We start from the raw sequence: 24,694 nt of genomic DNA, 5'->3' as shown, positions 1-24,694 counted from the left end.
CATAAATATATGAATATCATAAGATTTGCGTTGAGAAAACCCATTGCCATTATGGTAGTTGTAATGGCGCTGGCTTATTTCTCTTTTTCGGTAATCAAGAAAATTAAGGTCGATATTTTTCCAGAGATAGAATCTCCGGCCATGTACATTGCCATGCCTTATGGAGGGCTTTCGCCTGCTTATATGGATGGTTTTATGGCTAACGAATTCCAGAAAGTACTGGTTTTTGTGAGTGGTGTTAAAGATATTGATTTCAAAAGTGTACAGGGTTTAACGCTAATGAAGCTCACCTTTTATCCCGGTACAGACATGTCGCAGGCATCGGCAGAGCTGTCTATGCAGGTTTCGCGGGCTATGGGATTTTTACCAGCCGGTGCGGTACCGCCTATGGTAGTCCGGTTTGATGGTAGTTCTTTACCGGTAGGGCAGTTAGTTTTCGAAAGTCCGAAACGGACAATTACAGAATTACAAACCCTAGCCATAACCCGTGTACGGCCTATGTTTGTAAACATTCCAGGTATTACAGCACCAGCTCCCTTTGGCGGTAACATGCGCTCTATAGTTATTAATATAGATCCGCAAAAAATGGCAGCGCATGGATTAAATCCAGAAGAAGTTACCTTAGCCATTACCAAAAACAGTTTACCTTCTCCGGCCGGGAATATCCGCATTGGACAGGAAAACCTGATGGCGCCTGTAAACTCCATTTCAAAAGGACCCGAGGAGTTTTTGCGTACGCCTGTAAAAATGGTTAACGACCGTACTATTTTTGTAGGTGATGTGGCAACCGTAGAGGATGCAGCAGACCAGACAGTGGGCTATGCACTGGTAAATGGTAAAAGATCTGTGTATTTGCCTATTATTAAAAAACCGGATGCTTCTACCTTAAAAGCGGTAGATAACCTTAAAAAGTCTATCCCTATGCTTAAAAGTGCATTGCCGGATGATGTACAGGTAAATTACGAGTTTGACCAATCTGTTTATATCCAGAGATCACTTTCTAATCTGGTGGTTGAAGGGATTTTAGGAGCCATATTAACCGGGTTAATGGTGTTTCTTTTCCTTAAAGATACCAGAGGGGCGCTTATTGTGGTATTAACCATTCCTATCGCTATCCTTTCTGCAGTTTTAGGATTGCACCTTTTTGGGCAAACCATCAATATTATGACCTTGAGTGGTTTGGCTTTATCTATTGGTATTTTGGTGGACGAGGCTACCGTAACCATAGAGAACATCCATCAGCATTTTGAGCTTAAGAAATCTAAATCCAGAGCTATTTTAGATGCGCTTCTGGAAATATCTATACCTAAATTGCTTATCCTGCTTAGTATTCTGGCGGTGCTTACTCCGGCTTTAATGATGACCGGGATTCCTAAAGATATGTTTATGCCACTATCTATATCTGTAGCGCTGGCTATGATAGCATCTTTTGTGGCATCGCAAACATTTGTTCCTATACTGGCAAACTGGTTAATGAAAATAAAGGTACATGACCATAAAAGGTTAAAGAGAACAGGTTTTGATAAGTTTAAAATCAGGTATGCCTATTTTATAGGGAAAGTAACCCGTAAGAAGAGTCTGCTGGCAGGTATTTATATATTGGCAACGGCAAGTATTATTAGTGTGGCGTTAAGTTTTTTAGGAACGGATATTATGCCAGTTTCTAATGGGGGCGACATACAAATAAGGCTACAGGCAAAACAGGGAAGCCGGTTAGAAAACACAGAATTGTTAGTTAATCAGATTACTAAAAAAATTAAACAAGAGTTGCCCGAAGGCGCACTTAATATTACATCGGCATTTGTAGGGGTGCACCCATCAGCTAACCCTATTAACCCTATTTTTCTGTTTACCAGTACCAGCAGCGAAGCGGTGTTACAGCTCTCTTTTAATAAGAAAGTAGTTAAACAAAGTGCCGAGGAGTTAAAGGAGAAGATTAGAGGGATACTGAACAAAGATTTTTCTAATGTACAATACAACTTTGAGCCTATAGAGCTTATGGAGAAGGTGATTGGCCAGGGTTCTATGACACCTATTGAGGTTAAAGTAGCTGCCAATCAAGTAAAAGAAGCGCAAAAGCATGCATCAAAAATAGAGAAAGAACTTAAGAAGGTACCTTTTTTAAGAGATGTACGCATAGCGGAACCGTTGGATTATCCATCACTTAAAATAGAACTCAACAGAGAGTTAGTAGCTAAATACGGGTTAACCGTTCAGGATGTGAGCCGAAGTTTAGCTGCAGCAACTTCGTCCACACGTTTTACAGATAAAAACCTGTGGGTAGATCCGCGTTCAGGATTAGTATTCCAGGTACAGGTGCAGATCCCGGAAGGCATCATGAACTCAGAGAACAGATTAAAGTCTTTGCCTTTGAAGAAGGGGAATGCCCGACCTATTTTGGATGATGTGGCTACCATTAGCCGGGTTAACGAACCCGCTCACATTAATAGGAAAGGGCCTAACAGATACGTAACCATCGTGGCAAACATGTACCAAAAAGATTTAGGTACGGCCAATAAAGCAGTGGACAAAGCTATTGCCAATGCCGGGGAGGCGCAGAAAGGCGTACGTATATGGAAAGAAGGGACGTTGCGCTTATTACTGGATACCCTGGAGGGATTAAAAGAAGGCTTAGTGGTTGCCATTGTAGTTATCTTTTTAATGATGTCTGCCTATTATCAATCTTTTAAAGTAGCAGGAGTAATATTATCCGTTATTCCGGCAGTGTTGGCAGGTAGTCTGCTTTCCGTTTGGTTATCGGGCAGTACCCTCAACTTGCAATCGTACATGGGTATTATTATGTCTATAGGTGTTTCAGTGTCTAATGCCGTACTACTTATTAACCAGGCCGAGTTTTATCGTAAAACTAAGTTTTTAGGAGCCAGGCAGGCGGCACAGTTGGCAGCGTCCTCTCGTTTACGCCCTGTATTAATGACAGCCGCAGCCATGGTTGCCGGGATGATTCCGATGGCGTTGGGAATGGGAGACGGGGGAGAGCAGGTAGCACCTTTGGGACAGGCAGTAATTGGCGGACTGGTAGTTTCAACAGTTACCATTTTGCTGTTTATCCCTACATTTTTTACAGCGGCTATGCAAAAAGCTTCTTATCAGGAGCCATCGCTAGACCCTGATGATGAAACCAGTAAGTTCTATAAACAATAAATAAAATATTAATCGATTTGAATATGAAAATCTTTGTGAGGTTTAATATCCCCCTTTTGATATTGCTTTTAGCAATGGGATGTAAGCAGGCTACTAAAAATGAGGGCGAACAGCAAGGAAAAGACGCTGTGCAGAAAGCAATAGAGTGGGTAAATCCTGAATTGGACAGGCCTAAATACGAAGTACAGTTACCCGGAGAATTGAAACCTTACGAGTCTGTAGATATATATGCCAAGGTAAAAGGTTTTATCCGGAAAATATATGTAGATAGGGGAGATGCGGTAAAAAAAGGTCAGTTACTGGCAACCTTAGAAGCCCCCGAGCTTAATCACCAATATGGCTCAGATAAAGCCAATCAGGAAAAGCTTTATGCGCAGTATTTGTTTAGTAAACAATCTTATGATAGGTTACTACAGGCATCAGATAAAAAGAACGGTTCTATATCTGCTATAGAATTAGACAAAGCCAAAAGCCTGATGCTGAGTGATAGCGCAGCCTATACATCCAGTAAATCTATAACCAGCAGAGCATCGCAATTGCAAGACTATTTAAGAATAACCGCTCCGTTTGATGGAATTATAATGGCTAAAAATGTATCAGAAGGAGCTTTGGTTGGCGAAAACAGTCAGCAACCATTATTCTCCCTGGCACAAAACACTAAGTTACGTCTGTCTGTAGCCGTTCCGGAAGTATATTCCAATTCAGTATATACTGGCTTAGAAGCCGATTTTAGTGTTTTAGCTTACCCTGATAGAAAGTTTAAAGCCGTGTTATCCAGAAATGCCAGTATCATAGATGACAGAGATAGATCCCTGGCTTTAGAATTTGATGTAATTAATAATGCATCAGAAATGCGTGGTGGCGATTACGCAGAAGTAAGTATTCCTTTTCAGCGCAAAGAAGCCACCTGGTGGCTGCCTGCATCAGCCATTATGCAGACACAATCCGGAACTTTTGTAATTAGTGTAAATGATGAAGGTGTTGCCAACCGTATTCCAGTAAAAGTTGGAGTGCGACAAACAGAAAAAACGGAAGTGTTTGGACATTTAAACGAAACCTCACGTATTATAAAACAAGCATCAGAGGAAATAATTGAAGGAGAAAAAGTAAACAATCTAAAGAAATAAGGATATGAAGAATAAACGGATGTACTGGTTATTGGCATTAACCATAGGTTTTTTTGCAGTGGCACTTGTATTTGCTAACAATAAAACAGAAAAGACAGCCAAACCCACAGAGCATGTCGCTGAAGTAAAAATGGGGCAACATCCATTTTTTAAAGCAAACACTGCCAGCGATGCTGTTTTTATGAATAAGGAAGGCAAAAAGGTGTCTTTAAGTGCTTACGAAAATAAGGTGATATTTATTAATTTATGGGCAACCTGGTGTCCGCCCTGTATCCACGAAATGCCTTCTTTAAATGAGCTTTACCTGAAACTGAAAGACGACCCTAATATCGAATTTTTTATAGTAGATGTTGATGGCGATATCCAGAAAGCAAAAAAGTTTATGGACAAGAATGGTTATAGTTTACCCGTATATGCGCAAACAGCTGTTTTACCAGAGAGTTTAGCCTCTAATGCCATTCCCACCACAATTATTGTGAATAAGCAAGGCGAAATGGTAGTTAAGCATACCGGAGGGGCAGATTTTGCACATCCCGAGATGATGAAGTTTATAAAAGGTTTGTTGTAGGGAAGGACTATCATGTCTGTTTAAATAACAGCAGATAGTTTACAGAGGGCTGTTTCCCGGGTTTGTCCCGGGATCCCCCTTTGTATTGGATATTTGAAAAATTAATGTGTAATAATTAGTGTGTAATGATTAAGGGAAACCGAGGAGCAATTAACCAAAAACGATGAGTGGAAAACAATATCCCTTAACCGTGATAGTTTCGTAATCAAGAGTATACTACAGCAAGTTCTTAAATCAGATAATCTGTGTAAAGACGATAATAAACAAATGTATTAAAACACAATATAAACAATAATATAGATAACATATACTTAGCTGTTTAGAGTATACCACTTCCACCGCTCGGAGTAAGCACCTTACGCCGTTCGGAGTAACCACCTTATGCCGTTCGGTATAAGCGACCTTTACTTTAAAGTATTATTTTGTTGTAATGATAATGTATTAAGAGAATGAAATCAGTATACGGCAAGTCCTCTAAATAGCATGTTATTGTTTAAATAGCCTCAAATGGTCGTTTATTAAAAACGGTCTCCATCTTTATCTTTTATATATTCCATCTTATAATTGCCAACATGTTGGGTGTTTCTTTTTATCCATCTATGGTGAACAATAAAATTTACTACTCCTGTAAATAATAGAATAAAGGAGATGCTAAAGAAAATAACAATCATAATTTCTGTGTTTTCCGTTTTTAACAAGTTGCCAATAGTTAAACCAGCTACAAAAAAGTACATAGAAGTTCTCAGAAATGACAGAAAAGTAGTCTGATTAGCCATATAAGTTCTTTCAATGGCTAGTTTTTCTCTTAAAATGAGATCCTTATTGAGATTTTCCATAATCAATAGATCAGATAATTAATGTATTTGTATATTGTGTTATCAGTTGCGAACTAGAAATATAATATATAATTCTTAATTTTGTTGCTTAATGAAGTTTCACTATCCAGAATTCTTGTTTGGATTGTTTTTGATAGCCGTTCCGCTAATCATTCACCTCTTTAATTTCCGTAAATTCAAGAAGATTTACTTCTCCAATACCCAAATGTTGGAAGAAATTAAGATACAAACATCTTCATGGGAGAAGTTAAAAGAAAGATTGGTGCTGTTAAGCCGTATTTTAGCCGTTATTTTTCTGGTATTAGCATTTTCTAAGCCCTATTTTCCGGGGAAAGAAGCGGCAGACACTATGGCTAATGATATTGTAAGCATCTATGTAGATAACTCTTACTCTATGGAAGCGGTATCAGAAGGCGGATCACTTTTTGAAGAAGCCAAAAAGAAAGCCGTAGAAGTGGCAGATGCATTTCCGTATAATGCCAAATTTCAGCTGTTGAGTAATGATCTGTTGGGAAGCCAAAATAGATTATTAAACAGAGACGAGTTTTTGGCAGAACTGGATTCGCTTAATATTAGTCCTATAAGCAATAATTTCCAGAGGGTACTTTTAAGGCAAAGCAATTTCTTACGCGATTACCAGACTTTTAATAAGTATGGATTTCTGGTGTCTGATTTTCAGGAAGATGGAGTGTTAACCAAAATGCCCTTAGACTCTACCATCAGTTACAAACTGGTAAAGTTAGAGGCGCATCCTATACCAAATGTATCTGTAGATAGTGTGTGGTTTATAACTCCTATTCATCAGCCCAATGCATCCGAGAAGCTGGTTTTTAAAATCAGGAACCATTCTCCAAAAGCCGTTAATAACGTAGCCGTTAATTTACATATAAACGGCAGCTTAAAATCTATAGCAAATGTAAGTGTTAAGGCAGAAAGCGAGATACAAGATACCCTGTCCTTTTCAGGACTGTCCAGCGGTTGGCATAAGGCCCAGCTTACTATTAAAGACTATCCGGTTGTTTTTGACGATAAGTTATATTTTACCTTCGAAGTAAAACCCACCTTAGCTGTGACTATTATCAGTAACGAAGCTAAAAACAATTACTTTTCACAGGTATTTTCAACAGATGCTTTTTTTGAAGTAAATAACATCAGCGAAAGCGCCATCAATTATAATGCTTTTAAACAAAATAGCCTTATTGTACTTAACCGATTAACCAATGTTTCGGAAGGTTTATCGCAACAGCTAAAAAGCTACGTACAAAACGGAGGCAATTTAAGTGTGTTTTTACCTTTAGATGCCAATTTAGAATCGTACCGTAGTTTTTTGACCACTTTACAGGCAGATTATCCCGTTGCGTTAAAAAAAGATACTGTTAAAGCAGATAAAATAAACTTGCAGCACAGCCTGTTTACTAATTTGTTTGATGGTAAAACGGCACACTTTGATTTGCCCCGTTCGAGCGAATATTTTGTGTTGAGCCAGCAATCCAGAACCACCAAAACTACATTGTTGAGTGAAGGAAATCTTTCGCTTTTAAATGTATATCAGTTGGGTAAAGGGAATATTTACCTGAGTGCTTACCCGATTGATGCACAGGTTTCTAACTTTGCGGTGCATGGACTGTTCTTACCTACCTTATTTAAAATGGCCATGTCGTCGCGTGTAGAAGATCAGTTGTTTTATACCATAGACCATAGCGAAAGTCTGGTGCTAAGAAATGTAAATGTAGCAGAAAGTGATGTGCTTAAACTGAAAAACGGATTGGATGAGATTATTCCTCAGGTTAGAAATACTGAAAACGGAACCTTGCTTTACTTTGCAGATCAAATAAAAAAAGCAGGGTTTTACGAGCTGCTTAATGCGGATAAATTATTACAGATTACCGCTTTTAACGATAGTCGTAAAGAATCTCATAATAAATATTATACAGATGTAGCACTTAAAAATGTGTTTGGCTTAAGTTCGTCAGAGATTTTTAATAATCCTAAAAGTTCTATATCCAACTTAATAAAAGACGATAATTTAGGCACTTCATTATGGAAACTTTGTCTAATTTTGGCCTTACTGTTTTTGGCTGTAGAAATTTTGCTGATTAGGTTCTTAAAAGTAAACCGAACGGCAAAGGCATCATAAAATAGATTTGAAACAAAAGCACTTATATAGAATGAATATCCTTATAAAATCTTGTACAATTGTAGACCCGTCTTCAGACCATAATGGTAAAGTTGCCGATGTGCTGATTGAAAACGGAGAAATAGTTAAAATAGGTTCGTCTTTAAAGTTTGAAGGAGAGAATATAGACGGAAAAGGAAAATACCTTGCTCCCGGATTTTTTGATCTGCATGCCAATTTAGGAGAGCTTGGGGTAGAAACTAAAGAAGATTTTATAACCGGTAATGTTGCTGCGGCTGCAGGTGGATTTACCGGGGTGGGGATGATGCCTAATACCAAGCCGGCAGTAGATTCTAAATCTCAGGTAGAGTATCTTAAAAACAGAGCTAAAAATCTGTTGGTAGATATTTACCCGTACGGCACCCTCTCGCAAAAAAGAGAAGGGAAAGATTTGGCAGAGCTTTTTGATATGACCAATTCTGGCGCAGTAGCTTTCTCTGATGGTAATGAGCCGGTGCAGGATGCAGGACTTATGGAAAGAGCTTTATTGTATGCTAAAGGTTTTGATGCACTGGTAATCTCTTATCCGGAAGAACGTTCAATTGCTGGAGGGGCAAAAATGAACGAAGGCAAAATGAGCACTTATCTGGGCATGAAAGGTATTCCTAACATTGCCGAAGAGCTCATGATTGTAAGAGATTTGTACCTAGCAGAATATACCGATGCTAAAATACATTTTACAACTATATCAACAGCGCATGCGGTAGAGTTGATAAAACAAGCTAAGAAAAAAGGAATAAACGTAACCTGTGATGTTGCTGCACACCATTTAGTGCTTACAGAAGAGGCTTTACATGATTTTGATAGCAATTATAAAGTAAAACCACCGTTAAGAACAAAAACAGATGTGAAAGCATTGTTAAAAGGTGTACAGGACGGGACAATTGATACCATCGTATCGCAGCACACGCCACAGGAAATAGAGTTTAAGGCGGTGGAGTTTGAGATAGCGGCTTACGGAATAATTGCTTTGCAAACAGTTTTACCTTTGCTTGTACAAGCAGGGTTAAAACCAGAACAAATTGTAGAAAAGCTTTCTGTAAAATCACGCCAGATACTCAATTTACCGGTGCCATCTGTAACAGTAGGGCAGCAGGCTAACCTGGTGTTGTTTGACGAGTCGGAGTGGGAATATACAGAGAAAGTAAACTACTCTAAATCTAAAAACTCGCCATACATAGGGCAGCAGTTAAAAGGTAAAGTCTGGGCAACTATTAATAATGCACAGGTTATGCAGTTTTAAAGTAATAGAGATAAACAATAAAATATTGAACAATTAATACAATACTGGAGGTTGGGTATATCGGGTTTTAAGACAGCCTAACCAATAGTGCATTTTAACTATGGATTTAAAAGTAAAAGCAGCTTTAGAAAGCTTTTTTAATACCTTTTCTGCGTTAGAAGGTGTTTCTTCGCAAAAAGAACTTAATACATTATCAGATGTATTTGAATCAGATAAAGACTTTATGTCTAAAGTAGAAGCAATGGATGAAGTGTTTGATTCATCGCCGAAGTTAGATGCTTTAAGAGAAGTTACATTTGATTTATTATTGACTAATTTCTTTGCGGAAGATACCAAGAAGCTGGACGAAGATTATCTGGAGTCTAAAGAATGGGAAGAAATTGAAAATCAGACAATGGATAGGGGAACAGAGGTATTAAACCTGTTGTTGTATATTAAAGAATGTGAAGACGAGGAAATTACCCCATCTCTGGAAGATTACCTTAAAGAGTTTTTATTGGTAGAAGAAGACGAGTTTCAGGACGAGCACAGGATTTATGAGGATATTATTGCCAACCAGATATTAATGGACAGCGATTTAAAGGAAATAGCCAAGGTATCTCAAAAACTGTCACCAGATTCAGAAGTTAAAGATATCTTTTACCCGTTAATGGGCTATTTCTTTAATGTAAACCCTAACGAAGCCTACATCAAAGAATTTAAACAATTAAGCGAAGACGCACCTTACGATACGGCCATTCTTGAAATGTTGCTGGCGTACGCAACTACAAAAAACTAAGAAATGAACGAATTAGAAGTAAGTCCCGGTAAAATAACATTCAGGTGGGCCTGGCAAATGGCAACCATTATGGTGGTGGCCACTCTGCTGGTACATTTTTCAGGTACAGATCAGAAATCACCTGTTGTGTATCTGGTATATGTACCTTTTGTATTTGGACTTATGATGAGTATAAAACAACATAGAGATAAAGATCTGGAAGGTTTTATCAGTATTAAAAGAGCTTTTACAACAGGCTTTCGTTATGCCTCTTTAGTGTCTTTTGTAATGGGCGTTTTTATGTTTATTTACCTTAAATACATTAATGCCGAAGTTTTTGAACAAAGCTTGCAGGAAGCAGAAAGAATGATGTTAAGTCAAGGTAAATCATCAGAAGAAATAGAAACCGGGATAAACATGGCAAGAAGCTGGGGTGTGTTTTTGGCAGCCATATCTTCTTCAATAGGTTATACTTTACTGGGAGCTTTCTTGTCTTTAATAGCCGCATTTATATTTAAAAATCCAAGACCTATTTACATTGAGGTCGAAAGAGAAGAATTATAAAACAATATATTTAAATTCGGGTCGAAAATAATTAAGATGGATATATCTGTTGTAATTCCTTTATATAACGAAGAAGAGTCTCTGCCAGAATTGACTGCATGGATTAAAAAGGTAATGGATACCAATAATTTTAGTTACGAAATAATTTTGGTAGACGATGGCAGTAATGATAAATCGTGGGAAGTTATAGAGAAGCTGAAAGAAAACTATCAGGAAATAAGAGGCATTAAGTTTAGGAGAAACTACGGTAAATCTGCCGCATTAAATGTAGGTTTTGCAACTACCCATGGGGATGTGGTGATTACTATGGATGCAGATTTGCAGGATTCGCCAGACGAAATTCCTGAATTATACCGAAGGATTAAAGATGAAAAACTGGATCTGATATCGGGCTGGAAGAAAAAGCGTTACGATCCATTAACCAAAACCATTCCCACTAAATTATTTAATGCAGCCACCCGTAAGATGTCGGGCATAGATAATTTGCATGACTTTAACTGCGGTTTAAAAGCTTACAGAAGCGCTGTTGTTAAAAATATAGAGGTATATGGCGAAATGCATCGTTATATACCCGTAATAGCCAAATGGGCAGGTTTTGGAAAAATAGAAGAGCAGGTAGTAGAACATAGAGCCAGAAAATACGGAACTACCAAATTTGGAATGAGCCGTTTTATAAATGGCTTTCTGGATTTGTTGTCTATATTTTTTGTAGGCAAGTTTGGAAAGCGGCCCATGCACTTCTTTGGATCTATGGGAGTACTCAGTTTCTTTTTTGGAACCATTATGGCAATCTGGATTATTGCAGAAAAACTCTACCATATTGCGCGTGGAACAGCTTACAGAGATGTAACAGACCAACCTTTGTTTTATATTGCTTTGGTAGCGGTTATTGTAGGTACCCAGCTTTTTTTAACAGGCTTTGTTGCCGAGCTGGTTTCCAGAAGCTCATCAAACAGGAACAATTATCAAATAGAGGTCGAAATATAAAGTGGCAGGTAACGGAGATCCAAAAGATATGAAACCCCGGACGGAAACATCAAATCCAGTAATTAAGCAGCTTTGAAATTTTTACTTCTTAGTGGTTTTATAAATCTAAAATCGTAATTCGTTATGTTTTTTTCAGTCATTATTCCCTTATATAACCGTCCGCAGGAAATAAAAGAGCTTTTAGAAACCCTCACCAAACAAACCTACACAGCTTTTGAGGTGTTGGTTATAGAAGATGGTTCAAAATTAGATGCGAAAGAAATAGTAGATGCTTTTCGTGAAGATTTAGATATTCACTATTACTATAAAGAAAATGAGGGACAGGGTTTTGCCCGTAATTATGGTTTTGAAAGAGCCAGAGGTGATTACTTTGTGATATTCGACTCAGATTGTCTGATACCTTCAAATTATTTAGAAACGGTTAAAAATTACCTGTATGAACATCATTTAGATGCCTATGGAGGGCCTGATGATGCGCATAGTTCTTTTACGCCTGTACAAAAAGCCATTAGTTACGCTATGACTTCTGTTTTTACCACAGGAGGCATCAGGGGTAAAAAGAAAAATGCCGGCGGACAGTTCCACCCTCGTAGTTTTAACATGGGAGTATCCAGAAAAGTATGGGAAAAGGTAGGCGGTTTCTTAATTACCCGGTTAGGCGAAGATATAGAATACTCTATACGTATACACGAGGCCGGCTTTAAGATAGGGTTAATTCCAACAGCAAAAGTCTATCATAAAAGACGTACCAGTTTTAAACAGTTTTGGAAACAATTGCATTTTTTTGGACGGGCGAGGATTAATATCTACAAATTTTTTCCCCAGACATTAAAAGCCGTACATTTCTTTCCGGCACTGTTTACACTGTTTTTAGTGTTTACCCTTGTATGTAACGTTTTTAGCAGTGTTTTTGCTGGAATATGCAATACATTATTGCTAATTTATATTTTGTTGATATTTATTGATTCATTGTTGAAAAACAAATCATTAAATGTTGCACTTTTGAGCATAATAGCTTCAATCATTCAGTTAACAGCGTATGGTTTTGGCTTTATACAAGATTTTTGGAAAAGAATAATATTAAAAGACAAATAGCTTTTGCTAAATATGGATAAATCTTTCTCTGTAATTGAAGTTTTAGAAACCGCATGGGATATTACCAAGAAGAACTTTTTGGTTATTGTGGGGTATTCTTTGGTGGCTTTTGTGTCCATTTCCATATTACAACTGATCACAGCCTATCTGATTGTGTCTTCTAATTTAATGGTGAATTTTATCACCTTGTTTCTGGTGTTGGTGGTTAACAGTATGGCTACGCTGGGTTTTTATAAACTTGCTTTCCATTTAATAGACTATGAAGATAAGGAAATAGGGATGACCGAGTTGATACCATCGTGGCAAAATATATCCAGTTTCATTTCGTTAACCCTTTTACTGGGGTTTATAGTCGCTACTTTTAACCTCGTTTATACCAAATTAACAACCATTAAGGTATTTAATGATTTTGTTGATATTGTAAAAGATAGCCCCGCAGTAGTCGAGATTTTAGCAGCAATAGCCCTTATATTGCTTTTTATAATCATCATGAGGTTTATGTTTTTTCCATGTTTTATTGTGGATGATAATTCAACCTCCTTTCAGTCGCTAAGACAAAGTCGACAACTTACAGAAAATAACCTGTTAAAAATAGTGACCGTATTGTTGCTGGTTGTAGGGTTTATAGCTTTGGGATTTCTGGCATTGGGAGTAGGTATTATAGTTACTTATCCGTTTACAAACATTGTTTTGGTGGTAACCTACAGAAAGTTGGTGTACGCCTATGAAGAAGAACATCCCGATGAGCGTGGAGAAAAAGAAGAGATAGAACAATAATATAGTGCAATGGGAATAAAATCAGCGTTAAGCAAACCATTTGCCTCATTTGTGGTAAAAAAAATCAACAAATGGAAATATCATGCAGTAGAGGCTCAGCAGAAAGTTTTTAAAACCCTGATCTCCTCAGCTCAGGATACAGCATTTGGGAAAGACCACCATTTTAGTACTATTAAGAACTATGAAGACTTTAAAAAACAAGTTCCCGTAGTAGATTATGAAGGACTAAGAAAATATATAGATAGAGTAGTAGAAGGGGAAGAAAATGTGTTATGGAAAGGGAAACCGCTGTATTTTGCCAAAACATCCGGCACTACTTCTGGTGTGAAATATATTCCTATATCCAAAGAATCTATGCCCGAACATATCAAAGCCGCCAGAAATGCTTTGTTAACCTATATTCATGAAACCGGGAGGGCTGATTTTGTAGATGGGAAAATGATATTCCTGCAAGGAAGCCCGGAAATGGATAAAAAAGGAGGGATTTATTTTGGCAGGCTTTCGGGAATTGTAGCGCACCATGTACCTGGTTATCTGCAAAAAAATCGTCTGCCCGGTTATGACACCAATTGTATAGAAGATTGGGAAACCAAGGTAGACGCTATTGTTGAGGAGACTATCCATGAAGATATGCGTTTGATATCAGGTATTCCACCCTGGTGTCAAATGTATTTTGACAGACTTTCTGCAAAAGCAGGAGGGAAAAAAATAAAAGACATATTTCAGAACTTCAATCTGTTTGTTTACGGAGGTGTAAACTACGAACCTTACAGAGCCAAGATTGAAGAAACCATTGGCAGACGTGTAGATTCTATAGAAACCTATCCGGCATCCGAAGGCTTTATTGCTTATCAGGATTCGCAAACAGAAAAAGGATTACTTCTTTTGGCCGATGCAGGTATCTTTTATGAATTTATACCAACAGAAGAGTATTTTAATGAAAGTCCAACCAGGTTAAGTCTGGGAGAAATAGAACTGGATAAAAATTATGCAATAGTTTTAAACACCAGTGCAGGACTTTGGGGATATTCCATAGGAGATACCGTGAAGTTTATTTCTAAAAATCCATATAAAATATTGGTAACAGGAAGAATAAAACACTATATTTCTGCGTTTGGAGAGCATGTTATTGGAGAAGAAGTAGAGTATGCTTTGTTGACTGTAGCTAAAGAAGAAGGTTTGGAAGTTACTGAATTTACAGTAGCTCCGCAGGTAAATCCGGAAGAAGGAGAGTTACCTTATCACGAGTGGTTTGTAGAGTTTGTGAAAGCTCCGGCAGATATGGAGGAGTTCAGATTAAAAGTAGATCAGCAATTACAGAAAAAAAATATTTATTATAGCGACTTAATAGAAGGGAAAGTATTACAACCCTTAAAAATTAGTATGTTGCAACCCCATGCTTTTATTAATATGATGAAAGCAGAAGGGAAGTTAGGCGGGCAAAATAAAGTCCCAAGATTAACAAACGATAGAGATTTGGCAGATAAATTACAAAAGTATCTGTTGTAAATTTAGATGAATTGGAATTTAATAATAAAAAGAATATAGCTATACTCGGTTCAACCGGAAGTGTAGGAACACAAGCTTTAGATGTAATCAGAGCCAATCCAGAGCTCTTCAGGGCTATCGTGCTGACAGCACAGTCTAATGCAGATTTATTGATTAAACAGGCGTTGGAGTTTAATCCGGAAGTTGTGGTTATTGCAGACGAGAGCAAGTATAGTCAACTGAAAGAAGCGCTAGCAGGCACATCTATAGAAGTAAAAGCAGGACATAAAGCTTTATCAGAAGCGGTAGTTCTCCCAGAAATACATATCGTACTTACCGCATTGGTAGGTTTTTGTGGGTTAAATCCCACTATTTCGGCTATTAAAGCAAAAAAACATATTGCATTAGCCAATAAAGAGACACTTGTAGTTGCAGGAGAAATTGTGACGCGCCTGGCTCGGGAGAATCAGGTAGATATATTACCAGTGGATTCGGAACATTCTGCGATTTTTCAGTGTTTAGTGGGCGAGAAACAAAGCGATATAGAAAAGATTTATCTTACTGCATCGGGCGGGCCTTTTAGAGGTAAAACCGAAGATTTTCTGAAAAGTGTAACCCATCATCAGGCATTGAAACATCCCAATTGGTCAATGGGGGCTAAGATAACCATTGATTCTGCTTCATTAATGAATAAAGGGTTGGAAGTGATAGAAGCTAAATGGTTATTTGGTTTAGATGTTGAAGAAATAGATGTAATTGTACATCCACAATCCATTATCCACTCCATCGTTCAGTTTAGAGACGGTTCCATGAAAGCGCAAATGGGAGTACCTGATATGAAATTACCTATCCAATATGCATTAACTTATCCATCGAGGATAGATAGTGATTTTAAGCGGTTTAATTTTCTGGACTATCCCTCGCTTACTTTTGAACCGGCAGATAAAAAAACGTTTAGAAACTTAGCTTATGCATTTGAAGCTTTGGAAAAAGGTGGTAATATGGCCTGTATTGTAAATGCAGCAAATGAGGTTGTAGTGGCCGAGTTTCTGAAAGAGCGGGTAGGATTTTTACAAATGAGTGATATAATTGAACGTTGTATGCAGGATATCCAATTTATGGAAAATCCTATATTAGAAGATTATTTTCAGACGGATATAGAAACCAGAGCTTATGCAATGGAATTAGTTAACACTATTTAAGTACTTTAGAAAGATAGGGTGCCGTAGAGTACCTTGTTTTTGATTTATACTTTTGAATTTAGATTTTATATAATAGAATGGATGTATTAGTTATGATTGGCCAGCTTTTGCTGGGATTGTCGATTTTGGTGACATTACACGAGCTGGGACACTTTTGGGCGGCAAGAGCTTTTGGTATTAAAGTAGAGAAGTTTTATTTGTTTTTTGATGCCTGGGGATTTAAACTCTTCAGCGTGAATTATAAAGGAGTAGAATATGGTATAGGTTGGTTGCCTTTGGGGGGCTATGTGAAAATTGCAGGTATGATAGACGAATCTATGGATACTGAGCAGATGAAACAGGAGCCGCAATCTTGGGAATTCAGGTCTAAACCAGCTTGGCAAAGGTTAATCGTAATGCTTGGCGGAGTAACGGTAAATATCATATTAGGTATTTTTATCTTTTGGATGATGACTTTTAAATATGGAGAGTCTTATATTCCAAACAGTGAATTAAAATATGGTATAGCCCCCGGAATAGTAGGTAAAGAGATGGGCTTACAAGCCGGAGATAAAGTTGTTGCTATTAATGGAGAATCATTGGTGAAATTTACCGATATGATGACTTCAGATGTAATCTTAGGTAATTCAGTTATAACGGTTGTTAGAGACGGAAAAGAAAAGAATATTACTGTTCCTCCGGGTTTGCTAAATACCATTGCAGATCACGGTATCAGAGAGTTTGTAACACCAAGAACCAAGTTTGTGGTAGATTCTGTCGTGAGCGGAATGCCTGCCTCTAATTCGGGTTTAAAAAAGGGAGATCAGATTATAAGTGTTAACGGGCAAGAGTCGGTTTTCTTTGATCAGGTACAAACCCTACTGAAAGAAAATGTTAATAAAGAAGTTAACCTGCAGGTTAGAAGAAACGGAGAAAATTTGGAGCTTCCTGTAAAGGTAAGTGAAGATGGAACAATAGGATTTCTCCCTAAATTTGACGAGATTAAGTTTGAAACAGAATATTATGGTTTCTTCGAATCTTTACCGATAGGAGCCTCTAAAGCGTGGACTTCTTTAGTAGATAATGCAAAAGGTTTAGGTAAGGTAATTAAGGGAGAGGTAAAAGCCAATAAAGCATTTTCGGGACCTGTAGAAATAGCCCGTAAATTATATGGAGGTACGTGGGATTGGGTTAAATTCTGGAATATTACAGGTTTACTTTCTATGGCTTTAGCGTTAATGAATTTATTGCCTATACCAGCACTTGATGGCGGACATTCTATGTTCTTGCTTATCGAGATGATTAAAGGTAAGCCATTGAGCGATAAATTTATGGAGAAAGCGCAAATAGTAGGTTTTGTTATATTGGCTACCCTAATGGTATTTGTTTTAGGTAACGATATATTTAAAGCCTTTAAATAAAGGATTATTGATAAATTGATCACATATATCTGGGGTATGGTTTGTCTTAACCCAGATATATGCAGATTATACCTACTCGGTTTGCAGTATAAAGAGCTATTGAAATCGTAAATCTAAAAAGAATTGCTAGTATTGAAAGTGGGTATAGATTTCTTTTGGAAACGATAGGGAAAGAGCTTGAGTTTATGTAAAATCATAGAATTGACAATTTTTCTTATTCTTAAACAGTTTCAGCCTTATATTAGAAAATAAATGAACTATTTTGAATTCTATAATATTCCGGTTTCATTTTTACCCGATCAGAAATTGGTTAAGTCCAGGTTTTATGAGCTTAGCAAGCAGTATCACCCGGATTTTTATGTCAACGAAGCTGACGAAAAACAAAAAGAAATTTTAGAACTCTCTACTTTAAACAATAAAGCATTTCAGGTTTTATCTCATAAAAACAAAACACTGGCTTATGTATTGGAGTTAGAGGGCGAATTATTGGAGGGTGAGAAATATGATTTACCTGCCGATTTTCTGATGGAGATGATGGAGGTTAATGAAGCTTTAATGGAGATGGAATTTGACTTCGATGCAGATAAGCTGATTGAGATAAAACATCAAGTACAGCAAATAGAAGCCGATTTGGATAAAGAAAACGAAGAAAATATTGAAAAATATGAGTCTGTAAATCAGCTTGATAAAAAAGAATTGCTCAAAAAAATTAAAGATATCTATTACAGGAAGAAATATTTGTTGCGAATTAGAGAATCGCTGCTTATATTTGCGTCCCGTTAGACAGATATGTCTAAAAAAAATGCCCAGCTGGCGGAACTGGTAGACGCGTTGGTCTCAAACACCAATATCTTCGGATGTGCCGGTTCGATTCCGGCGCTGGGTACTCAGCCAAAGTTAATTCTAACTTTGGCTTTTTTATTTCCTATGTATTCTGGCAGGTGAGAATAGATCAAAGATTAAGCTGGAAGTTGATTTTTTATTTATATTTAATAAATGCTTAATTGTGTTTGATGATTTTTATCATGAAATGTGTTTAGTATTGTTTTATAATTGAAAATATAATAAATTACAGTACTGAATTTAATTTAAAAAACAGGATGTAATATTAGTTTAAGGCCAATTAAAACTATTCCGATTAAATACACATAAAAATCAATCTTTATGGAAACTTCTGCAATAACCAATATAGAACCTGTATATCTTAGACCTAATAGACAACGAGCAAACGAGCTTATATTGTCATTCACGGCATTGTTTATCTCTTCTATATTTTGTCTTGGTTCTAATATCATGGAATATTATTTTATGGATAAAGCAGTCATTTTGGGAGTTGATATGATTGAGGCGGAAGCTAACGATACTAGGCAGCAAATAGTGAATGGAATTAATCTGATAATATATGTAGTTACAGTAGTTCTTTTTATCCGATGGTTTCGTCGGGCATATTATAATTTAAGGGAATTAGGAGTAAATACTAAATATGGTGATAATATGGCTGTGGCAGCATGGTTTATTCCCTTTCTTAATTTTATTAGACCTTTTGAAATTATGAAAGAAATTTGGCAGAATACCCAATCCGAAACTATTGGTAAGGATCATATAGAAAAAACACCTTTACTTGTTATCTGGTGGGTATTATGGTTAATCTGTGGTATTCTTGGACAAATTTCATTCAGATATAATGCTACTACTATTGAAGAATTTATTAGATTAAATAAACTGAATATTTTTTCTGATGCGATTACCTTAATAACTATTATTATAATTATGACCTTAATTTACAGGCTTCGTCGTATGGAAGATGAGTTGACATCAAGCAGAGAGAATTTTTACCACCAATAATAGAAGAAGGAGAAGCCTTCCCAATAGCTACTTAATCAAAACTAGTATACTTAATTAAATATATACCTTGCCTTTTAGCACCATTTAAATGTGCTTAATCTTTGTCTATTCTCAATATATTTAATTTTTGAGATAAATCTACACCTATTTGAGATACTATTACTATACTATAGTCTTTCTTTTGTATAGAAATAGAATCTTGATAAGCTAAGTAATTCTGTGATATTTAATGATGCCAGGCATTAATAAAATAATAGATGTGGAGGTATCTTAATGATATTAGATATGCTGTATATTAATAGCTTTTTGATTTAAAAAGATCGGTTTTGTGCTCAGGTTTTTATCAATAATAAATAATAATAAAAAAAGTAAGTGAATTCGAATATATCCATGGTTTATCCTGAGTCAAGGGTTAAAGTTAGGAGGGATATAGCTAGAAATAAATAAGAATCTTTAATACTAAGCATTAAAATTATATGTCATATCCAATTTACAAAAAAATTATATTATCATTAACATTTTTGCTGACTCTGAGTTTTTCTATATATGCACAGGTAGGATTTGGTAGTAGCCAGAAAATTAATACAGATTGGAAATTCACACTTTCTGATGAAGCTGCAGCAAAAACTCCATTATTTAATGACAGTAAATGGCAAGCAGTAACATTGCCTCACGATTGGAGTATTCAAGGAAAGTTAGATTCTACGTTGGCCAGTTGCACCGGCTATTTGCCAGGTGGTATTGGTTGGTATAGAAAAACGTTAAAAATACCAGAGAAAGAATTAGGAAAGAAGGTTTATTTGTATTTTGAAGGGGTATATAATCGTAGCGAGGTTTATATTAATGGGCAATTGTTAGGCAGCCGTCCTAATGGCTATATCTCCTTTATGTATGATGCTACCCCTTATATTAAATATGGGCAGGATAATGTAATTTCTGTAAGAGTAGACCATAGCCGATATGCAGATTCGAGATGGTATTCAGGTTCTGGGATTTACCGTAACGTTTGGCTGGTTTATTCAAATCCAATACATATTGCCCAGTGGGGAGTTTTTGCATATCCACAAATAGAAAACGGAAAATCTACTTTAAAAGTTGAAACAGAGCTTGAAAATACGACAAACAAAGACGAAAAGCTTAAAATTGTTCATGAACTTTTTGCACCAGATGGAAAATCAGTTGCATCTAAAAGTTTCGAAATTAATGTTAATAAAGGGCGAAAAGATAAACTTGCAATAAGTTTAGATGTAGTTAATGCACAATTATGGTCTTTAGGATCTCCAAAATTGTATAAGTTAAAAACAATAGTAAGCCATAACGGGAAATCGATAGATAGTACAATAACAGTAACTGGTTTTCGTAATTTCACATTTAATCCAAATACAGGTTTTGCATTAAACGGAAGAAATATGAAGATGAAAGGCGTATGTCTTCATCACGATGCAGGAGTGTTGGGAGCGGCAGTTCCGAAAGAAGTTTGGAAAAAAAGGTTAATAGCTCTAAAGGAAATAGGAGTTAATGCAATTAGGACATCTCATAACCCACAATCTCCTGATTTGTATGCATTATGTGATCAGTTAGGAATGTTGGTGCTAAATGAAGCTTTTGATGAATGGGAATTTCCAAAAAGAAAGTGGATAGAAGGATGGAATGTAGGAACACCAAAATTAGACGGAACTTTTGATTTTTTTGAGGAATGGGGAACAACCGATTTGGCTGATATGGTAAGAAGAGATAGAAACCATATATCTATTTTTGCATGGAGCATAGGTAATGAAGTTGATTATCCTAACGATCCATATTCTCATTCAATTTTAGACGGAAACGGAGATTTTACCCAAAAGGCTTTTGGTGGCTATAAAAAAGACGCTCCGGATGCCAACCGTTTGAGCAACATAGCCGCAAGATTAGTAAAAGTTGTAAAGCAATATGATATCTCTAGATCAGTAACAGCAGGATTAGCGGGTGTCGCTATGTCTAATGAAACAGAATATCCTGGATTACTGGATATAGCAGGGTATAATTATACAGAAAGCCGCTACATAAGCGACCATGAGAAATATCCAAAACGGATAATTTATGGAAGCGAAAACCGCCACGATTTAAAAGCTTGGAAAACCGTGTTAGATAATGACCATGTTTTTGGGCAATTTTTATGGACCGGTATTGATTATTTGGGAGAATCAGGAAAGTGGCCATCCCGAGGTTTTTATTCAGGCTTGTTAGATTTCTCTGGCGCTATAAAACCAAGGGGCTATTTCAGACAATCTTTATGGAGCGAAAAGCCAATGGCTTATTTAGGTACTTATTCTATAGATGTTGGGGCAAAGAATATTCCCGAAGATGTGCTTTCTCAAACAGAGGGTAATAATAATGGGCAGGAAAAATTTTCTGAAGATGCTTGGTCAGAATGGAATTATAAAAAAGGAGAAAAAATAAGAGTAGTATGCTATACCAATACCGCTAAAGCACAGCTGATGCTTAATGGGAAAAAAATAGGAGAAGCTAAACCTTATGAAATTAGCAATGGCATAATACATTGGGATATTCCTTTTGAGGTCGGAAATCTGGAAGTGCTTGGAATGGATAAAAACGGAAAGGAAATAGCTAGGTATGCTATAAAAACTCCTCAGCAGGCCTATTCTATAAAAGTTGTGGAATATGATCATGAAATAAAGAAGAATGGCGGGGTTTCACAAATTAGGTTGCAAATATTGGATAAAAATGGCATTGCTGTAGAAAATGCTTCAAATGAAATACTTTGCCAAGTAGAAGGAGCCGAATTATTGGGTCTTGAAGCCGGAAATAATACCGATATGGGCGATTATACAGATAATAAACAAAATGCTTACAAAGGAAAATTAACAGCTTATATAAGGTCAAACGGGAAATCAGAAAATATAAAAGTAGACTTCTCTTCTAAAGGATTAAAATCAGAACATATTAATATTAATGTGCAGTAACTATTATAAATAAAATGAAAAGAGTTTGGAATTTTTTGTTGATTTCTTGTTTTTCAAGCAGTGTTGTAGCTCAAGTTATTACGCCAGAAGTTAAAAAAAGAGCAGATAAGATACTTAAGCAAATGACGCTTGAGCAGAAAATAGATTATATCGGAGGAGAAAAAATCAATTATCCAGGTATTCGTCCCATGCCAGAATTTGGAATACCACATATAAGAATGGCTGATGGTCCACAAGGAATAAGAAAATATGATGTAACAGAAAGCACATTGTATCCTTGTGGAATGTTATCTGCTGCTACTTGGAATAAGCAATTGGTGAAAAAGTTAGGAATAGGTTTAGGACAAGATGCTCGTTCGAGAGGGATTCATATCTTATTAGGTCCTGGAGTTAATATTTACAGATCACCTTTATGTGGGAGAAACTTTGAATATTTTGGAGAAGACCCATACTTGTCAGGTGAAACAGCAGTTGCTTATATACAGGGTGTACAATCACAAGGTGTAATAGCCACTATAAAACATTTTGCAGCAAATAATCAGGAGTGGGACAGACATAATGTAAGTTCAGATATAGACGAACGTACTTTACATGAAATATATTTACGTCCTTTCGAAAAAGCCATAAAACAGGCAAATGTGGGAGCTGTAATGAGCGCATATAATTTGTTAAACGGTGTTCACACCTCGGAACATGCTGATTTAAATATTAACATCCTTAGAAATAAATGGAATTTTCAAGGAATTCTCATGTCTGACTGGGGTTCTGTTTATTCTTCAATTAATGCGGCAAACGGAGGTTTGGATTTAGAAATGCCTCGTGGCAGATATATGAATAAAGAAACTCTTATTCCAGCTATAAAAAACGGAATAGTAAGTGAAGAAACAATAGATGAAAAAGTACGCCATTTATTGGAAATATTTATCGCTTACGGTTTTTTAGACAAACAACAACAAGATAAAAGCATTCCTTACAATAATCCCTACTCAAATCAAGTCGCTTTGGAACTAGCAAGAGAAGGGGTAGTATTATTAAAAAATGATAACAATATTCTTCCGCTTACAAAAGAAGACAAAGTATTGATACTTGGACCCAATGCAAATCGTACAGTAACAGGTGGTGGTAGCGGCTTTGTACATACATTTTCTACAGTTGATCTTGTGAGTGGAATGAAACAGTTGGCGGGGACTAAAAATATACAGTTTAAAGATATTGTAAGTAAAGTAGATATTAAGGCTTCTAGTGAGTTTTTTACAGAAAAGGGTTCTACAACTAATGGATTTAATGCTCAATATTATGATAATATAGTTCTTGGAGGAAAGCCATTAGTAGCGCAAACAGATTTAGCTGTAGATTTTGATTGGGGAAATGAAGCTCCTATGCAGAATTTTCCGAAAGATAATTTTTCTGTGAGATGGACGAGTATTTACAAACCCAAAAACAATGCTTTAGTTAAATTCAAATTAGCAGCCGATAATGGCTTCCGTATGTTTATAAATAACAAAGAAGTGATTTCAGATTGGCATGATAAAGCTTATCGCAGTCAGGAAACTTCTTTTAGAGCAGAAGCAGGAAAAGAGTATAACATTAAAATAGAATATTACGAAAAGGCCGGAGCTGCCAATATTGATCTTGCTTATGAGAAAGTGAATTTAGATGATGTAACTTTTAAACAAGCAGTTCAGTCAGTAAACAAAATTGTATTAAGTGTTGGGTTCGATAGTTCAAATGAAAAAGAAAATAAAGACAGAACATTTGCAATACCAACCTGGCAAGAAGAACTTGTTAAAGCGGTAGCAGAGATAAATAAAAATGTTATTGTAGTTGTAAATTCAGGTGGTGGAGTAGATTTTTCTTCTTGGGGAAAGAATGCCTCTGCAATTATGATGGCATGGTATACAGGGCAGCAAGGAGGTACAGCTTTGGCCGAAATACTTACAGGAAAAATATCTCCAAGTGGAAAACTTCCACTAACAATAGAAAAGAAATGGGAAGAAAACCCAACTTATAAAAGCTACTATGCAGAGGATGTTAAAGGGATACATTTAAGAGTGCCTTATAAAGAAGGAATTTTTGTAGGATATCGAGGGTACGACCATTTTAATATAGAGCCATATTATCCATTTGGTTATGGGCTAACATATTCCTCGTTCGAATACAAAAACTTTAGAATAGAAAAAGCAGGTAACCTGGTTTATAATGTTTCATTTGATATTACCAATACTGGAGAATATGATGCAGCAGAGGTTGCACAAATATATGTTGGTTTGTCTAACTCTGTAGTGGTAACTCCTCCAAAAGAGCTAAAAGGGTATGAAAAAGTGTTTTTAAAGAAAGGTGAAACTAAAAAAGTAACTGTACCATTAGACAAAGATTCTTTTACAAGCTATGATGTAAAAAAACACCAGTTTGTAATCAATCCCGGAAAGGCAGAAATTATGATTGGAAAATCATCAAGAGATATAGTGTGGAAACAAGCCATAACATTATAGTACCAAAGTAAT

The 24,694-nt window shown here is 36.4% G+C and carries 18 protein-coding genes and 1 tRNA gene; 18 read left to right on the top strand and 1 reads right to left on the bottom strand.

Going from position 1 to position 24,694, the window contains the following annotated elements:
* The first annotated feature begins 9 nt into the window (after positions 1–9).
* The 3 genes from ACFSAH_RS09780 to ACFSAH_RS09770 are packed head-to-tail and all read left to right on the top strand — an operon-like array spanning position 10 to position 4,857.
* On the top strand, positions 10–3,162 hold the full coding sequence (locus ACFSAH_RS09780) for an efflux RND transporter permease subunit (protein ID WP_379662546.1): 3,153 nt from the start codon (positions 10–12) through the stop codon (positions 3,160–3,162).
* A gap of 23 nt (positions 3,163–3,185) precedes the next feature.
* On the top strand, positions 3,186–4,289 hold the full coding sequence (locus tag ACFSAH_RS09775) for an efflux RND transporter periplasmic adaptor subunit (RefSeq protein WP_379662545.1): 1,104 nt from the start codon (positions 3,186–3,188) through the stop codon (positions 4,287–4,289).
* A 4-nt stretch (positions 4,290–4,293) separates the two neighbouring features.
* Complete coding sequence (locus ACFSAH_RS09770; RefSeq protein WP_379662544.1) at positions 4,294–4,857, top strand: TlpA family protein disulfide reductase; 564 nt, start codon at positions 4,294–4,296, stop codon at positions 4,855–4,857.
* A gap of 518 nt (positions 4,858–5,375) precedes the next feature.
* On the opposite strand, the gene ACFSAH_RS09765 is transcribed toward ACFSAH_RS09770, so the two are convergent.
* Positions 5,376–5,693 carry a DUF202 domain-containing protein gene (locus ACFSAH_RS09765; RefSeq protein WP_379662543.1) on the bottom strand — a complete coding sequence of 106 codons (318 nt, stop codon included), beginning with the start codon at positions 5,691–5,693 and terminating at the stop codon, positions 5,376–5,378.
* A gap of 91 nt (positions 5,694–5,784) precedes the next feature.
* Here ACFSAH_RS09765 and ACFSAH_RS09760 point away from each other — a divergent pair, with 91 nt between their 5' ends.
* The 15 genes from ACFSAH_RS09760 (at position 5,785) to ACFSAH_RS09690 (ending at position 24,682) form a co-directional block, all read left to right on the top strand.
* The gene (locus ACFSAH_RS09760; RefSeq protein WP_379662542.1) at positions 5,785–7,830 is read left to right on the top strand and encodes a BatA domain-containing protein; all 2,046 of its coding nucleotides are present in this window, start codon (positions 5,785–5,787) and stop codon (positions 7,828–7,830) included.
* A 31-nt stretch (positions 7,831–7,861) separates the two neighbouring features.
* Positions 7,862–9,112, top strand: a complete 1,251-nt coding sequence (locus ACFSAH_RS09755) for a dihydroorotase (RefSeq protein WP_379662541.1) — start codon at positions 7,862–7,864, stop codon at positions 9,110–9,112.
* A 100-nt stretch (positions 9,113–9,212) separates the two neighbouring features.
* Entirely contained in the window at positions 9,213–9,890 is a 678-nt protein-coding gene (locus tag ACFSAH_RS09750; RefSeq protein WP_379662540.1) for a hypothetical protein, read from the top strand.
* A gap of 3 nt (positions 9,891–9,893) precedes the next feature.
* Positions 9,894–10,433: a DUF4199 domain-containing protein gene (locus ACFSAH_RS09745; protein WP_379662539.1), complete on the top strand. Its 540-nt coding sequence runs from the start codon at positions 9,894–9,896 to the stop codon at positions 10,431–10,433.
* 36 nt (positions 10,434–10,469) lie between these two features.
* Positions 10,470–11,420 carry a glycosyltransferase family 2 protein gene (locus ACFSAH_RS09740; RefSeq protein ID WP_379662538.1) on the top strand — a complete coding sequence of 317 codons (951 nt, stop codon included), beginning with the start codon at positions 10,470–10,472 and terminating at the stop codon, positions 11,418–11,420.
* Between the two features lie 123 nt (positions 11,421–11,543).
* Complete coding sequence (locus tag ACFSAH_RS09735) at positions 11,544–12,515, top strand: glycosyltransferase family 2 protein (protein WP_379662537.1); 972 nt, start codon at positions 11,544–11,546, stop codon at positions 12,513–12,515.
* Between the two features lie 12 nt (positions 12,516–12,527).
* On the top strand, positions 12,528–13,292 hold the full coding sequence (locus tag ACFSAH_RS09730; RefSeq protein WP_379662536.1) for a hypothetical protein: 765 nt from the start codon (positions 12,528–12,530) through the stop codon (positions 13,290–13,292).
* A 9-nt stretch (positions 13,293–13,301) separates the two neighbouring features.
* A complete protein-coding gene (locus tag ACFSAH_RS09725) occupies positions 13,302–14,801 on the top strand; it encodes a GH3 auxin-responsive promoter family protein (RefSeq protein ID WP_379662535.1) in 1,500 nt (499 codons plus the stop codon).
* 11 nt (positions 14,802–14,812) lie between these two features.
* Positions 14,813–15,982 (top strand): 1-deoxy-D-xylulose-5-phosphate reductoisomerase, encoded by a 1,170-nt coding sequence (locus tag ACFSAH_RS09720; RefSeq protein WP_379662534.1) that lies wholly within the window; start codon positions 14,813–14,815, stop codon positions 15,980–15,982.
* 77 nt (positions 15,983–16,059) lie between these two features.
* Positions 16,060–17,382, top strand: coding sequence for an RIP metalloprotease RseP (rseP, locus tag ACFSAH_RS09715; protein WP_379662533.1), 1,323 nt, complete (start codon positions 16,060–16,062; stop codon positions 17,380–17,382).
* A 252-nt stretch (positions 17,383–17,634) separates the two neighbouring features.
* Complete coding sequence (locus tag ACFSAH_RS09710; RefSeq protein WP_379662532.1) at positions 17,635–18,165, top strand: iron-sulfur cluster co-chaperone HscB C-terminal domain-containing protein; 531 nt, start codon at positions 17,635–17,637, stop codon at positions 18,163–18,165.
* Between the two features lie 21 nt (positions 18,166–18,186).
* Positions 18,187–18,268, top strand: a tRNA-Leu gene (locus ACFSAH_RS09705).
* 278 nt (positions 18,269–18,546) lie between these two features.
* Positions 18,547–19,227 carry a DUF4328 domain-containing protein gene (locus ACFSAH_RS09700; protein ID WP_379662531.1) on the top strand — a complete coding sequence of 227 codons (681 nt, stop codon included), beginning with the start codon at positions 18,547–18,549 and terminating at the stop codon, positions 19,225–19,227.
* 476 nt (positions 19,228–19,703) lie between these two features.
* Positions 19,704–22,190, top strand: coding sequence for a glycoside hydrolase family 2 TIM barrel-domain containing protein (locus ACFSAH_RS09695; protein WP_379662530.1), 2,487 nt, complete (start codon positions 19,704–19,706; stop codon positions 22,188–22,190).
* A gap of 14 nt (positions 22,191–22,204) precedes the next feature.
* Positions 22,205–24,682 (top strand): beta-glucosidase, encoded by a 2,478-nt coding sequence (locus tag ACFSAH_RS09690; RefSeq protein WP_379662529.1) that lies wholly within the window; start codon positions 22,205–22,207, stop codon positions 24,680–24,682.
* Positions 24,683–24,694: the final 12 nt, after the last annotated feature.

The organism is Pseudopedobacter beijingensis (assembly GCF_042678145.1).
GTDB classification, from domain to species: Bacteria; Bacteroidota; Bacteroidia; order Sphingobacteriales; family Sphingobacteriaceae; genus Pseudopedobacter; species Pseudopedobacter beijingensis.
Note: the sequence above shows the minus strand (reverse complement) of the source record. Positions and strands in the feature narration are given on the sequence as shown.

What these genes read in the sequence shown, in the direction of transcription:
- ACFSAH_RS09780 (WP_379662546.1), top strand. Translation starts at nt 10, where the DNA reads ATGAATATCATAAGATTTGCGTTGAGAAAACCCATTGCCATTATGGTA.
- ACFSAH_RS09775 (WP_379662545.1), top strand. Translation starts at nt 3,186, where the DNA reads ATGAAAATCTTTGTGAGGTTTAATATCCCCCTTTTGATATTGCTTTTA.
- ACFSAH_RS09770 (WP_379662544.1), top strand. Translation starts at nt 4,294, where the DNA reads ATGAAGAATAAACGGATGTACTGGTTATTGGCATTAACCATAGGTTTT.
- ACFSAH_RS09765 (WP_379662543.1), bottom strand. Translation starts at nt 5,693, where the DNA reads ATGGAAAATCTCAATAAGGATCTCATTTTAAGAGAAAAACTAGCCATT.
- ACFSAH_RS09760 (WP_379662542.1), top strand. Translation starts at nt 5,785, where the DNA reads ATGAAGTTTCACTATCCAGAATTCTTGTTTGGATTGTTTTTGATAGCC.
- ACFSAH_RS09755 (WP_379662541.1), top strand. Translation starts at nt 7,862, where the DNA reads ATGAATATCCTTATAAAATCTTGTACAATTGTAGACCCGTCTTCAGAC.
- ACFSAH_RS09750 (WP_379662540.1), top strand. Translation starts at nt 9,213, where the DNA reads ATGGATTTAAAAGTAAAAGCAGCTTTAGAAAGCTTTTTTAATACCTTT.
- ACFSAH_RS09745 (WP_379662539.1), top strand. Translation starts at nt 9,894, where the DNA reads ATGAACGAATTAGAAGTAAGTCCCGGTAAAATAACATTCAGGTGGGCC.
- ACFSAH_RS09740 (WP_379662538.1), top strand. Translation starts at nt 10,470, where the DNA reads ATGGATATATCTGTTGTAATTCCTTTATATAACGAAGAAGAGTCTCTG.
- ACFSAH_RS09735 (WP_379662537.1), top strand. Translation starts at nt 11,544, where the DNA reads ATGTTTTTTTCAGTCATTATTCCCTTATATAACCGTCCGCAGGAAATA.
- ACFSAH_RS09730 (WP_379662536.1), top strand. Translation starts at nt 12,528, where the DNA reads ATGGATAAATCTTTCTCTGTAATTGAAGTTTTAGAAACCGCATGGGAT.
- ACFSAH_RS09725 (WP_379662535.1), top strand. Translation starts at nt 13,302, where the DNA reads ATGGGAATAAAATCAGCGTTAAGCAAACCATTTGCCTCATTTGTGGTA.
- rseP (WP_379662533.1), top strand. Translation starts at nt 16,060, where the DNA reads ATGGATGTATTAGTTATGATTGGCCAGCTTTTGCTGGGATTGTCGATT.
- ACFSAH_RS09710 (WP_379662532.1), top strand. Translation starts at nt 17,635, where the DNA reads ATGAACTATTTTGAATTCTATAATATTCCGGTTTCATTTTTACCCGAT.
- ACFSAH_RS09700 (WP_379662531.1), top strand. Translation starts at nt 18,547, where the DNA reads ATGGAAACTTCTGCAATAACCAATATAGAACCTGTATATCTTAGACCT.
- ACFSAH_RS09695 (WP_379662530.1), top strand. Translation starts at nt 19,704, where the DNA reads ATGTCATATCCAATTTACAAAAAAATTATATTATCATTAACATTTTTG.
- ACFSAH_RS09690 (WP_379662529.1), top strand. Translation starts at nt 22,205, where the DNA reads ATGAAAAGAGTTTGGAATTTTTTGTTGATTTCTTGTTTTTCAAGCAGT.